This window comes from Streptomyces albireticuli, assembly GCF_002192455.1.
GTDB classification, from domain to species: domain Bacteria; phylum Actinomycetota; class Actinomycetes; order Streptomycetales; family Streptomycetaceae; genus Streptomyces; species Streptomyces albireticuli_B.
This window is the reverse complement of sequence record NZ_CP021744.1, coordinates 4,669,417-4,682,534: the sequence shown is the minus strand read 5'-3', so window position 1 is coordinate 4,682,534 and position 13,118 is coordinate 4,669,417. Positions and strand designations below refer to the sequence as shown.

Sequence of the window (13,118 nt, the reverse complement as noted above, 5' to 3'; positions counted from 1 at the left end):
CCTCAGCCGGCGGCGCCGCCCCGCGCCGACTCCGCGGCCACGATCGCGTCGCGGTAGGCGCGCGCGGCGGCGCGCAGCGCGGTCTCCGGCTCGACGCCGGACGCCTCGGCCCGCGCCGCCAGGGCCAGCAGCTCGTAGCCGATGCCGGACCCGGCCGGAAGGGCGACGTCCAGTCCCTCCGTACGGGCCCGGGAGGCCAGCTTCGCCGCGAGGGCGAGCGCCGGCTGACCCAGCGGGACGCCCTCGGTCACCGAGACCCGGCCCTTCTCCTCCGCCTTGGCGCGCAGCCAGTGCGCCTTGACCTCCTCCGGGGTCCCGGCGGTCTCCTCGCCGAAGACGTGCGGGTGGCGGTGGATGAGCTTGTCGACGATCGTGCCCGCCACGTCGTCGATCGCGAAGGGCTCGTCCGGGTCGTCCTGGGCGATCCGGGCGTGGAAGACGACCTGGAGCAGGACGTCGCCGAGCTCCTCGCGCAGCGCCTCCCGGTCCCCGGTCTCGATGGCCTCCAGCATCTCGTACATCTCTTCCAGGCCGTACTTCGCCAGGTCCTCGTGGGTGCGGATACCGCTCCACGGGCAGGCGCGGCGGATCCGGTCCATCACCTGGACGAGGTCCAGCAGCCGGGCGCCGGGCAGGTCGTACGAGCCGGGGAGCAGCTCCAGGGAGGGCATCGCCTCCCGGCCGGAGCCGGCCAGCCGGGCCAGCCCGTCGGTGAGGGCCGACTCGCCCTCGGCGGAGGTGAGCACGACCGCGCCGCGGCCGGTCAGGCAGTAGTCGACCAGCTCGCGGGCGGTGGCCGAGCCCTGCTCCACCTCGATCCCGGCCTCGCGCAGATAGGGCAGCTGCGGGTGGCCGGGGTCGCCGCACAGCACCCGGTCGGCGGCGCGCAGCGCCTGCCAGGCGGGCCAGGACAGCAGGCCCGGGGCGACCCGGTGGCTGGTGGTGAGCAGGACGATGCGGCCAGGTACGGACTCGTTCACACGGCCGAGCCTAGGCGACGCGGGGGGCGAGGGCCCAGACGTGCCGGATCGGGGGCGGCTTTCCGGGCCTGAGGTGCCGGTGCCCGGGCCCGGGCGCCGGCACCGTGGCTCAGGCCGGGCGCTCCGCGACGGGCGCGGCGGCGCGCAGCCAGGGCTCCTTGGCGGGCTGCGCCGTGCCGCGCTTGGAGTCCCAGGTGCCGTAGCGGGGGTTGACGTCGACGTTCAGGGCGTCGGAGGTGCGCATCAGGAGCTGGTTGGTCCGCTCGGTGCCGAACCGGGCGTCGAGCTTGGAGCGGACGAGCTCCACGGTCAGGGCCCGCTCGATCTGGTCCGGGGCGATCCCGAGCGCGAGGAACCTGTCGCGCACCGCCTCGGCCCCGCCGTTGGAGCGCTCGACCTGGGCGCGCTGCTCCTGGAGCTCGCGGCGGGAGACGGTGATGTCGTTGTCCTTGCCGGCCTTCTCGACGATGCGGTACTGGATGAGCCGCACGAGGGTGTCCTGGCCGAGCCGGGCGCTGTTGGCCGCCGCCTGCTGCCCCTGCGGGGAGGACCGCTGCGCCTCCCGGACCTCCGCCACCCGCGCCTGGAGCTGGGCGACGGTGATCCGGTCCTTGCCCACGACGGCCGCGGCACCCGGATGGGCGGTGGATCCGCAGGCGGTGAGGGCCGGTGCCGCGGCCAGCAGGGCGACGGCGGAGACGGAGAGCGCGGTCCTTCGGCGGATCATGAAGCCTCCCGGCAAAGATCGTGCGACGGTCCCTCGATGTTAGGGAGTCGGTGTGACGCGGGCCACCGATTCGACCAACGATTCGCGATTCGCGGAGACGCGCGGATCCGCCGACGGACCGTCAGCGCACCAGCCGGGCAGGCCCGGAGGCTCCCGGCGGCGGGCCCGGAGCGGGCCGGCGGCCGACTCCTCAGGCCCGCACCTGGCCGAGCCACTGGAGGGTGTGCCGGACCTCGGCGGGCAGGGGGTGGTGCGGGCCGTGCAGCCGCTCGGCGTCGTGGAGCAGCGCGACGAGCGTGTCGTGGGCGGCCTGCCGGTCGCCGAGGGACAGCAGCAGATGGCCTATGCGACGGCGGATGTCCAGGGGGGTGGTGGGGTCGTCCGGGTAGCCCTCGAAGCGCGGGAGCAGGGCGCGGTACTCGGCGAGCGCCGCGACCGCCTCCCCGAGCTGCTCCAGGCACTGCGCGGCGTCGTACTGGAAGCGAAGCACCCGGCGGGCGGCCTGCGGGCCGCTCTCCATGGCGTAGTCGTCGGCGAGGCGGCGCAGTTCGGGCAGCGCGCGCCGGTACTGGCCGTCGTCCATCAGCGTGGCCGCGTACTGCCTGCGGAGGGTGCGCACCACCGTGGACCGCTCGCCGTGCTCGGCGGCGGCCGCGGGGAGGATCGAGCCGAGGAGGTCCACGGCCTGGGTGATGCCGCCCTGGTCGAGGAGGCGCTTGACCTCTTCCACCGCTTCGGCCACGTCGGGACCGCTGGGGGCCTCCGGCGGCGGGCCGAGCAGCGCCGTCGCGGGGACCGGGGCGGGCTGCGCCGCGGTGGCGGCCCGGTCGGGCCAGGGGGCGTGCGGCAGAAGGAAGGGGCGCGTGGGGTTCATGGGCCCCAGGACCGGCCCGGCGGCGTTGCCCGTGGCCGTGCCGGGGAGCGGCAGCAGGGGCGCGAGCGCCTGGTACGCCTCCTGGGCGTCGGCGAAGCGGTGGAGCGGGTCCTTGGCCATCAGCCGCAGGACGAGCTCCTCCAGGGGCCGGGGCACCTCGGGCCGCAGCTGGCGGACCGGGACGGGCGGCTCGTAGAGGTGGCGGTGGAGCACGCCCAGCGCCGTCGAGCCGGCGAACGGCACCTCGCCGACCAGCAGTTCGTGGAGCAGCACGCCCAGGGCGTAGAGGTCGGTGTACGGGCCGACCGCGCCGCCCATGGCCTGCTCGGGCGCCATGTAGGCGGGACTGCCGATGGGCGAACCGGTGCGGGTGAGCCGGGTGGTGTCGGTGTCCAGGACGGCGGCGACACCGAGGTCGAGGACGAGCACGGAGCCGTCCGGGCGGACCATGACGTTCCGTGGCTTGAGGTCGCGGTGGACGATCGGCACGGCGTGCACGGCGGACAGCACGGAGCACAGCTGCGCCGCCACGGAGACGGCCCAGGGCCAGGGGTAGGGGTCGTTCTCGGCGAGGTGGTCGGCGAGGTCGGCGCCCTCCACGTACTGCATGACGAGGTAGAGCTCCTCGCCGTCGCTGCCCGCGTCGTGGACGGTGACGAGGCCGCGGTGGTCGACCTGGGCGGTGACCCGGCACTCGCGGACGAAGCGGCGGCGCATCTCGTCGGCGCCCTCGGTGCCGGCCATCCGGTCGGGGCGCAGCAGCTTCACGGCGACGCGGCGGTCGAGGCGGCGGTCGTAGGCGGTCCACACCTGGCCCATGCCGCCCTGGCCGATGACCGTGGCGAGCTCGTAGCGACCGGCGATGACGCGGCCGTTCACAGGCCCTGCTCCCTACGGTCCCGGGGCTCCCTGCGCAGCAGGTCGCTCAACTCGTCCAGCTCCGCCCGAACTTCGTCGATGCGCTGCGGCTGGTACGGCGTCGCGGCCTGGGGGCGGCGGTGCCGGCCCGGCGCCTGCGGCTGGGCGGGGGCCTGGGCGACCGGGTCGCCCTGGACACCTTGGACAGCCTGGACGCCCTGCCACGGCGGAGGCGTGGGCGCCGGGGGTGTGGGAGCCGGGGGTGCGGGAGCCGGCGGCATCTGAGGCTGCGGCGTGGGGCCCGGCGAGGGCTGGGATATGTAGCCGTACGAAGGGGTCGGCGGCGCCTGCCGGGCGTGCGGCGGCTGGGCGTACGGCGGCTGGGGATGCGACGGCTGGGGATGCGACGGCGGGAAGGGCGACGTCCGGGGCCGGGTCTGCTGGAGGTGGGCCTGCTGGGGCAGGGGCGGCTGGGCGTGGGGCGGGCGGGGCCGGGGCGGCTGCGGGTGGGACAGCTGGGCGGGGAACGGGGACCGGAAGGGCTGGGTCTCCGCGAAGGACCGGTCGGCGTGTACGGGGCGGGCGTCCCGGAAGCCGGGCGCCGGGGGCGGCCCCGGCTGTCCGTACGGCTGGGCGTCGCCCGCGTACGCGTCGTACGCCCCGGCCGGGGCGGGGGCCGCCGGGAAGGCGGGCGCGAGCTGGGCGTCGAGCTCCCGCTGGTGCCTGATGTCGCCCCGGATGTAGGTGGTGAGGGTGACGCCGCCCAGCACGAGCAGCGAGGCCACCGCCACATTGGGCCAGGGGGTGCCGGCGAGCGACTCCCGGAAGCAGGACATCAGGAAGACGGAGAGGACGAGCACTCCCCAGAACAACGCCCAGTCCAGGCCCCGCCGGCGGACGATGGCGAGCCTCAGCATCGGCACCCAGCACAGGATGCAGACGGAGCACACCGTGAGGACGATGACGACCACCCTGGTGGCGATCACCATCGATCTGCCGGGTCGGCTGTTCTGCGGCGGTGCGAGGCCGGGGCCGTTCATTCCTGCTCCTGGAGTGCGGTTGTGCCTGAGCCTATCTACCGACCCGGACAACACCGCCCCAGTTGTACGGATCAGACGGTGTAACAGATCACTCCGGCCGCACCGTGCCGTCGGTCAGCCCGTCGTACAGCCCCTGGACGAGGCGCTCGCCCAGCCGCTCGGTGAGCCGCAGCGCCTCCTCGAACGCGGCGAGTTCGCGGAAGCGGGCGCCGTAGCGCCGCTGGTCGGCCAGGGGCAGCCGGGGCACCTGGAGCCGGCGCACGTCGAGCCGGGTGGCGGTGGAGGCGTAGCTGCTGGCCTGGCGCTGGTTGGCGCTGCCCCGCAGGAAACCGGCGAGGAACCAGGCGTCGAGCGCGGCCGGGTCGGGCCGCAGGAGGAACAGACCGCGGCCGAGCGCGGCCCCGGCGGTGGCCTCGTCGACCACGCGGGCGGCGGTGACGTCGCCGAGGACCGGCACCACGACGTCGCCGGCCTCGACGAGGACGGGCTCCTCGGCCGGGCCCTCGGGGAGGGTGCCGGAGGGGGCGCCGCCCGCCTTGACGTCGTAGTCGGTGAGGACGGGCGGGGCGTCGGCGCCCGGTTCGGGGACGGCCCCGGGGCCGCCGGCGCGCAGCACGAGGGCTCCGGCACGGGCCAGTTCGCCGACGGTGGTGGCGGGCCAGCGGGCGGGGTCGGCGGGCTCGCCGGGCAGGGCGGGGGCCAGGTCGCCGGCCCGGCGCAGGGCGAGGGTGAGCCGGTCGTGGACGTCGGCGAGCTCGGCGGCGCCTCCGCCGGCCGCGGGCGGCGGGAGGTGCCGGGCCGGGGCGAGGTCCACGTCGTCGTCGAGGAGGTCGATGACGGGCAGCGAGCGGCACCGGCCGGGCCGCTCGGCGACCGTGCCGTGCCGGTCGAAGTCCGCCCAGGCCTCTAGGGCGGCGGTGCGGACGGCCTGCCAGGGGAGCTTCTCGCGGCCCGCCGGGGCGGGGCCGCCGGCGCCCGCGGTGTCGACGAGCAGGACGTGCGGGGTGGGTGACTGCTGGGCACCGGGCCGGCGCAGCACCCACAGGTGGAGGGGGATGCCGTAGGGCGGCGCGGCCCCGGCGGGCAGGGCGATCACTGCGCGCAGGGCGCCGCGGCGCAGGAGGTCGGCCCGGATCCGGCGGCCGGAGCGGCGGGAGGCGACGGCCGGCGGCATCAGCAGGACGGCGGTGCCGCCGGGCCGCAGGCGGGCGAGGGCGTGCTGGACCCAGGCGAGCTCGGATTCGGTGCGGGCGGGGAAGCCGTACTCCCAGCGCGGGTCGTAGGCCAGCTCCTCGTGGCCCCAGTTGCGTTCGTTGAACGGGGGGTGGCACAGCACGGCGTCGGCCGCGGAGTCCGTGAAGGCGTCGGCGCGCAGGCTGTCACCGGCGCGCACCCGCACCCGGCCGTCGGTGTGCAAGGCGAGGCGGAGGGCTGTGAGGGCGGCGAGCTCGGGGTCGGCCTCCTGGCCGTGGAACCCGGCCGGGGCCGGGGTGCCCGTGGTGACGGCGGCGTGCAGCAGGCCGCCGGTGCCGCACGCGGGGTCGAGGACGGTGTGCGGCCGCGGGCGGTCCGCGGGGTCCTGGGCGGCCCCCTGGGGGAGGCCGAGGGCGAGGGCCGCCATCAGCTCGGCGGGGCCGGCCGGGGTCAGGGTGTACTGCCGGGGGTTGGCGTCGAGGTGCCGGCCGAGGAGGAATTCGTAGACCTGGGCGGCGCTCCGGCCCGCGGCGAGCTCGGCGGCGCCGCGGAGGAGGGCGGAGGAGACGGCCAGCTCGGCGGGGCCGGGCACGGTGACGGGGTGCCGCTCGCCGAGCCGGGCGGCGAGCACGGCCTCCAGGGCCGTGGGCAGTTCCTCGGCCAGCTTGAGGTCGGTGAGGGCGGCGAGCTCCAGCCAGGTCGTCGGGCGGTCGTGGACGAGCAGGAGGACCGCGCCCGCGGTGCGCAGGGCGGCCACGGCGCCGGCCGGGTCGCCGCTGAGCTGCTGCCAGACCCGCTCGCGCAGAGGCACCTCGGCGAGCTTGCCCTGATGGCGCAGCCAGGTCTCGACGTCGCCGAGGGCGAAGGTCGGACTCGTCTCGGTGCCCCCTATGGGCTGGGGGAAGTCGGGGTGGCGCCGGCGCCAGTTGCTGACGGCCGCGCGGCCCACTCCGGCCAGCCGGGCGATCCCGGCCGCGGTCACTTCCGCTGCGCTCTCCTGCACCGGGCTCCCCTCTCACTCGCACGCTCGCCGGCCTGCGTCGTCTCGCTGTGGTGCCGAGCATACCCGCGCACAACGACCCGACCCGTTCACAGCCGTGAACTCACCCGTTCTCGTGAATCGTGTTGACTCGGTTCACAGCGTCTGTTGTCATTGCCTCATCGGTTCACGACTTTCCTCACGCCGAAAGGTGTCAGCCATGTCTCACCACGCCAACCCCCACAAGCAGCGGAGCTGGTTCGCGCGGCACAAGGTCCTCACCGGGGCCGGCGCGCTCGTCGTGGTCGTCGCGGTCGGCGCCGCGGTCGGCGGAGGCGGCGACGAGGGCGACGGCACGACCACGGCCTCGTCGTCCTCGGAGCGGGCCGGCGCGGGCAAGGACACGGCCAAGGGCGGCGCCAAGGAGAACCAGGACGGCCAGGGCAAGGACAAGAAGAAGGCGGACGTCTCCGGCAACGGCACGTTCCAGGTCGGCTCGGACATCAAGCCGGGCACGTACCGCTCCACGGGCAACAAGCTCGGCTGTTACTGGGAGCGGGCCAAGGACTCCAGCGGCGGCCTGGACTCGATCCTCGCCAACGACAACGTGCAGGGGGCGAGCTATGTGACGGTCAAGGCGGACGACAAGATCTTCAAGACGCGCGGCTGCAAGGGCTGGCACCGCGTCACCGAGGACAAGGCGGGCGCCACCCCGCAGACCCAGGTGTCCGGCAACGGCATGTACCGCGTGGGTGTCGACATAGCCCCGGGCACCTACAAGGCCGAGGGCAACAAGTCGGGGTGCTACTGGGAGCGCGACAAGGACGCCCTCCACGAGATGGACAGCATCGAGGCCAACGAGAACGTCACGGGCAGCGGCATCGTGACACTTTCCCCGCAGGACGGGTACTTCAAGACCAACGGCTGCGCGGACTGGAAGAAGACGGGCTGAGCCACCCCGGACGAGGCCGAGCCGGTCCGGACCAGACTGAACCGGTCCGGGCGACGGCCCGTCTCCTGAAGGGGGGCCGGAGGCCCAGGGGCTCCGCGTATCTTTTCCGACAGTCGTCCCGTCCTCCCGGACGGTCGTCCCACATGTCCCCCGCAGCCCCAGAGAAAAGGACTCCCCCATGGACCCGGCCGCAGCCGCCACCGCTCCGGCACCGGACCGGCACGCGGCCGAGGCGACGCCCGGGAGCCGGCCCCGCGCGGCCTCCCTGCGCGCGCCACGGCTCGATCCCTACTGGGTGGCGGGCGTCCTCTTCGTCCTCTTCACCGCGCTGTCGGTCTGCCGGCACCGCCGGATGCTCACCATGTCCTGGGACCTGGGGATCTTCGAGCAGGCCATACGGGCCTACGCCCACCTCCAGGCACCGGTCGCCGACCTCAAGGGCCCGGGCACCAACATCCTCGGCGACCATTTCAGCCCGGTCACGGCGCTCCTCGCCCCGCTCTACCGGCTCTTCCCGAGCCCTGTCGTCCTGCTCGTCGCCCAGGCCGCCCTCTTCGCCCTGTCCGCCGTCCCCGTCACCCGGCTGGCCGCCGGGCTGCTCGGCCGCAAGCGCGGCCTGGCCGTCGGCATCGCCTACGGCCTGTCCTGGGGCGTCCAGCGCGCCGTCGACTTCGACTTCCACGAGATCGCGTTCGCGATGCCGCTGCTCGCCTTCTCCCTGGAGGCGGTGGTCCGCCGGCGCTGGCGGGCCGCGATGGCCTGGGCCCTGCCCCTCGTCCTCGTCAAGGAGGACCTCGGGATCACCGTGGCCGCGATCGGCGTGGTCGTCCTGATACGCCTGCGCGGCACCCGGCGCGAGCCGAACGCCGCCGCGCTCGCCATCGGCCTCGTCGCCTTCGGGCTCGCCTTCGCCGCCCTCGCCTTCGGCGTGATCATCCCCGGCTTCAACCACGACGGCTCCTACGACTACTGGACCAAGCTCGGCGGCGGCGACGGCCCCGCCCCGACCATCCCCGCCGACACCGCGATCCGCACCCTGCTCTGGCTGCTGCTGCCCACCACCGGGCTCCTCGCCCTGCGCTCGCCGCTGCTGATCGTCGCGCTGCCCACCCTCGGCTGGCGGTTCGCCTCCCACGACGACCACTACTGGGGCACCGACTGGCACTACAGCGCCGTGCTCATGCCCGTCGTCTTCATCGCCCTCACCGACGCCCTCACCCGGGCCCGCGGGAGCCGCCGCCCCTGGCTGCGCTCCTACGCGGACCACCTGCCCGGCGCCGTCCTCGCGGCGGCCCTGGCCCTGACCGCCTCGCTGCCGCTCTACAGCCTGACCGAGCCGGACACCTACCGCGTCCCCGCGAGCGTCCGCGCCGCCGAGCGGCTCCTCGACCGCATCCCCGACGGCGCCACGGTCGAGTCCGACGTCGGGCCCATAAGCCGGCTGGCGGGGCGCTGCCGGGTGCTGTGGATCGGGGACACCCGCGGGCTGATACCGGAGTACGTGGCGATGCGCACGCCCGACGGCAAGGGGGCGGCGGACGTCGTGGAGGACATCCGCCGGCTGCACCCCGGGACGGAGTACGCGGTGCTGGGCAACGAGGGCGGGTACACCGTGCTGCGGCGGGTCGCGGCGACCGCCCCCTGACGGGAGGCGTTCCCCGGTCCGGCCCCCGGCCCCCGGGCCCCTGTTCCTCGGACCTCGGCCGCTCTGACTCCCCCCGGCTACCTCACCCGCTGCCTCCCGGAACGCCCCCTGCAAATGCCGCCGGGCGGGCCGAAGGATCCGGCCCGCCCGGCGGTCGAGGGCGACGAGGGCGTCACGACCCCAGGATCGTCGTGAGGAACTCCCCCGTCCACGCCAGCAGCTCCCGGCCCACCAGCGGCTTCCCGCCGATCGGGCGGGTGGCCGGCCTCGGCACGAGGATCTGCTGGGTGGCCGGCTTCATCACCGTGCGGGGGTAGAGCCGCTTGAGGCGCAGCTCCTGGGACTCCCTCAGCTCGACGGGGCCGAAGCGGACGTTCGAGCCCTGGAGGGTGATGTCGGCGACGCCGCACGCCCGCGCGAGCATCCGCAGGCCCGCGACGAGCAGCAGGTTCTCCACCGGCTCCGGGAGCTTGCCGTACCGGTCGGTGAGCTCCTCCCGGACGGCCCGGATGTCCTCCTCGCTGTTGGCCGAGGCGATCGCCCGGTAGGCCTGGAGGCGCAGCCGCTCGCCCGGCGCGTAGTCGTGCGGGACGTGCGCGTCGACCGGCAGCTCGATCTTCACCTCCAGCGGTGCCTCCGCCTCCTCCTCGCCGCCCTCGACCGACGCCCGGTAGTCCGCCACGGCCTCGCCGACCATGCGGATGTAGAGGTCGAAGCCGACGCCCGCGATGTGCCCGGACTGCTCGCCGCCGAGCAGATTGCCCGCGCCGCGGATCTCCAGGTCCTTCATCGCCACGTACATGCCCGCGCCCATCTCGGTGTGCTGGGCGATCGTGGCGAGCCGCTCGTGCGCGGTCTCGGTCAGCGGCTTCTCCGGCGGGTAGAGGAAGTAGGCGTAGCCCCGCTCGCGGCTGCGGCCCACGCGGCCGCGCAGCTGGTGCAGCTGGGACAGGCCGAAGTTGTCGCCGCGCTCGACGATCAGGGTGTTGGCGTTGGAGATGTCGATGCCCGACTCCACGATCGTCGTCGAGACCAGCACGTCGAACTTCTTCTCCCAGAAGTCGACGACGACCTGTTCCAGCGCGCTCTCGCCCATCTGTCCGTGCGCCGTCTGGATCCGCGCCTCCGGCACGATCTCGCGCAGCCGGGCCGCGGCCCGGTCGATGGACTCCACCCGGTTGTGGATGTAGAAGACCTGGCCCTCGCGCAGCAGCTCACGGCGGATGGCCGCGCCGATCTGCTTCTGGTCGTACGGCCCCACGAAGGTGAGCACCGGGTGGCGCTCCTCCGGCGGCGTGGTGATCGTCGACATCTCGCGGATGCCCGTCACCGCCATCTCCAGGGTGCGCGGAATCGGGGTGGCGGACATCGTCAGCACGTCGACGTTGGCGCGCAGCTTCTTCAGCTGCTCCTTGTGCTCGACGCCGAAGCGCTGCTCCTCGTCGACGATGACCAGGCCCAGGTCCTTGAACTTCGTCTCGGACGAGAAGAGCCGGTGCGTGCCGATGACGATGTCGACCGAGCCCTCGCGCAGCCCCTCCAGGACCGCCTTCGCCTCGGCGTCGGTCTGGAACCGCGACAGCGCCTTCACCACCACGGGGAACTGGGAGTACCGCTCGGAGAACGTCCCGAAGTGCTGCTGCACCAGCAGCGTGGTGGGCACCAGCACCGCGACCTGCTTGCCGTCCTGCACGGCCTTGAAGGCCGCGCGGACCGCGATCTCCGTCTTGCCGTAGCCGACGTCGCCGCAGACCAGGCGGTCCATGGGGACGGACTTCTCCATGTCCTCCTTGACCTCGGCGATGGTGGTGAGCTGGTCGGGCGTCTCCGCGTACGGGAAGGCGTCCTCCAGCTCCCGCTGCCAGGGGGTGTCCGCGCCGAAGGAGTGGCCGGGGGCCGCCATCCGCGCCGAGTACAGCTTGATCAGGTCGGCGGCGATCTCCTTGACGGCCTTCTTCGCGCGCGCCTTCGTCTTCGTCCAGTCCGCGCCGCCGAGGCGGTGCAGCGTGGGCGCCTCCCCGCCGACGTACTTGGTGACCTGCTCCAGCTGGTCGGTGGGGATGTAGAGCCGGTCGCCCGGCTGGCCGCGCTTGGCGGGCGCGTACTCCACCAGCAGGTATTCGCGGGTCGCGCCTTGGACGGTGCGCTGCACCATCTCGATGTAGCGGCCGACGCCGTGCTGTTCGTGGACGATGTAGTCGCCCGCCTGGAGGGTGAGCGGGTCGATGGTCTTGCGGCGGCGGACCGGCATCCGGCCCAGGTCCTTACTGGCGGACTTCTGCCCCGAGAGGTCGGTCTCGGTGAGGACCGCGAGCTTCAGGCCGGGGTCGACGAAGCCGTTGTCGAGGCTCGCGCAGGAGACGTGGACGACGGACGGCGACAGCTCGGCCACGTCCGCGTCCAGCCGGGCGGCGATGCCCTCGCCGCCGAGGACCTCGACCGTGCGGGCGGCGGGGCCGTGCCCCTCGGTGACGAAGACGGCCCGCCAGCCGTCCGCGAGCCAGCCCTTGGTATCGGCCAGGGCGCGGGCGGTGTCGCCGCGGTAGGTCTCGGGGGCGTGCATGCCCAGCTTGAGGGTGTCGCCGTCGCCCGCCGCGCCGGCGGCAGATGTCAGCGTCTCGTCGGCGGCGAAGGGGCTGACGGACCACCACATCATGCCGAGCTCGCGGGCCCGGTCGCGGACGTCCGCGATGCCCCACAGCGAGGCCGCGTCGACGTCGATGGGCGCCTCGCCGCCGCCGGCCGTGGCCGCCCAGGACGCCTGGAGGAACTCCTGGCTGGTGGCGACGAGGTCCGCGGCCCGGGTCCGCACCCGCTCGGGGTCGCAGACGACGGCCATGGCCCCGGCCGGGAGGACGTCGAGCAGCAGCTCCATGTCGTCCACCAGGGCGGGGGCGAGGGACTCCATGCCCTCCACCGCGATGCCCTCGGCGATCTTGCCGAGCAGCTCGCCCAGCTCGGGGTGCTCCTCCGCGAGCTCGGCGGCCCGCGCCCGCACGGCGCCGGTCAGCAGCAGCTCGCGGCAGGGCGGCGCCCACAGGCCGTGCTCGGCGGCCTCCAGGGACCGCTGGTCGGCGACCTTGAAGTAGCGGATCTCCTCGACGTCGTCGCCCCAGAACTCCACCCGCAGCGGGTGCTCCTCGGTCGGCGGGAACACATCGAGGATGCCGCCGCGGACGGCGAACTCGCCGCGCTTCTCGACGAGCTCGACCCGGGCGTACGCGGCGGCGGCCAGCGCCTCCGTGACCTCCCCGAGGTCGGCGCTCTCGCCCGTGCGCAGGCTTACGGGCTCCAGGTCGCCGAGCCCCTTGACCTGCGGCTGGAGCACGGAGCGCACGGGCGCGACGACCACGCTCACCGGCCCGGCCGCCGGGTCGTCGGCGCGCGGGTGCGCGAGCCGGCGCAGCACGGCGAGGCGACGGCCGACGGTGTCGGAGCGCGGCGAGAGCCGCTCGTGCGGCAGCGTCTCCCAGGCGGGGAACTCCACGACGCCGTCGGGCGGCAGCAGCGAGCGCAGCGCGGCCGCCAGGTCCTCGGCCTCCCGGCCGGTGGCGGTCACGGCGAGCACGGGGCGCCCGGCGGAGCGGGCGAGGGCGGCGACGGCGAACGGCCGCGCGGCGGGCGGGCCGACGAGGTCGACGTGCGGACGGTTGCCGTCGGCCGCGGCCTTGACCGCTTCGGCGAGCGCCGGATCGTTGACGACGGCGTCGAGCAGACCGTGCAGGCTCATGAAGGGTTTCCGATCCCGGGTTGGACGTGAGGGACAACGCGAATCGCCCGACACGTACGCACGGGCCGGGGTGCCCCCAGCCTACGACGGTGGGCCGACACACACCGCTGGAACGATTCGCCCGGGCGGCCGGGTCGGC

At 74.5% G+C, this 13,118-nt stretch carries 8 protein-coding genes; 2 read left to right on the top strand and 6 right to left on the bottom strand.

The window, feature by feature from the left end:
* Positions 1 to 2 precede the first annotated feature (2 nt).
* The 5 genes from SMD11_RS20265 to SMD11_RS20245 form a co-directional block, all read right to left on the bottom strand.
* Positions 3 to 980: a nucleoside triphosphate pyrophosphohydrolase gene (locus tag SMD11_RS20265; RefSeq protein WP_087927794.1), complete on the bottom strand. Its 978-nt coding sequence runs from the start codon at positions 978 to 980 to the stop codon at positions 3 to 5.
* Positions 981 to 1,089: 109 nt separating this feature from the next.
* On the bottom strand, positions 1,090 to 1,707 hold the full coding sequence (locus SMD11_RS20260) for a SurA N-terminal domain-containing protein (protein ID WP_087927793.1): 618 nt from the start codon (positions 1,705 to 1,707) through the stop codon (positions 1,090 to 1,092).
* Between the two features lie 190 nt (positions 1,708 to 1,897).
* Entirely contained in the window at positions 1,898 to 3,460 is a 1,563-nt protein-coding gene (locus SMD11_RS20255; RefSeq protein ID WP_087927792.1) for a serine/threonine-protein kinase, read from the bottom strand.
* Positions 3,457 to 4,479, bottom strand: a complete 1,023-nt coding sequence (locus tag SMD11_RS20250) for a hypothetical protein (protein WP_087927791.1) — start codon at positions 4,477 to 4,479, stop codon at positions 3,457 to 3,459. The genes SMD11_RS20255 and SMD11_RS20250 overlap by 4 nt, the downstream gene beginning before the upstream one ends.
* 88 nt (positions 4,480 to 4,567) lie before the next feature.
* Positions 4,568 to 6,676, bottom strand: coding sequence for an N-6 DNA methylase (locus SMD11_RS20245; protein ID WP_199843915.1), 2,109 nt, complete (start codon positions 6,674 to 6,676; stop codon positions 4,568 to 4,570).
* Between the two features lie 196 nt (positions 6,677 to 6,872).
* Between SMD11_RS20245 and SMD11_RS20240 the strand changes: the two genes are divergently transcribed.
* Positions 6,873 to 7,604: a hypothetical protein gene (locus SMD11_RS20240; RefSeq protein ID WP_087927789.1), complete on the top strand. Its 732-nt coding sequence runs from the start codon at positions 6,873 to 6,875 to the stop codon at positions 7,602 to 7,604.
* A 178-nt stretch (positions 7,605 to 7,782) separates the two neighbouring features.
* Positions 7,783 to 9,249 carry a DUF2079 domain-containing protein gene (locus SMD11_RS20235; protein ID WP_087927788.1) on the top strand — a complete coding sequence of 489 codons (1,467 nt, stop codon included), beginning with the start codon at positions 7,783 to 7,785 and terminating at the stop codon, positions 9,247 to 9,249.
* A gap of 172 nt (positions 9,250 to 9,421) precedes the next feature.
* On the opposite strand, the gene mfd is transcribed toward SMD11_RS20235, so the two are convergent.
* Positions 9,422 to 12,979: a transcription-repair coupling factor gene (gene mfd, locus SMD11_RS20230; protein ID WP_087927787.1), complete on the bottom strand. Its 3,558-nt coding sequence runs from the start codon at positions 12,977 to 12,979 to the stop codon at positions 9,422 to 9,424.
* Between the last annotated feature and the right edge of the window lie 139 nt (positions 12,980 to 13,118).

Bases quoted from the DNA above. Each gene is read 5' to 3' on its own strand.
- SMD11_RS20250 (WP_087927791.1), bottom strand. From the start codon at position 4,479: ATGAACGGCCCCGGCCTCGCACCGCCGCAGAACAGCCGACCCGGCAGA.
- SMD11_RS20260 (WP_087927793.1), bottom strand. From the start codon at position 1,707: ATGATCCGCCGAAGGACCGCGCTCTCCGTCTCCGCCGTCGCCCTGCTG.
- SMD11_RS20235 (WP_087927788.1), top strand. From the start codon at position 7,783: ATGGACCCGGCCGCAGCCGCCACCGCTCCGGCACCGGACCGGCACGCG.
- mfd (WP_087927787.1), bottom strand. From the start codon at position 12,979: ATGAGCCTGCACGGTCTGCTCGACGCCGTCGTCAACGATCCGGCGCTC.
- SMD11_RS20240 (WP_087927789.1), top strand. From the start codon at position 6,873: ATGTCTCACCACGCCAACCCCCACAAGCAGCGGAGCTGGTTCGCGCGG.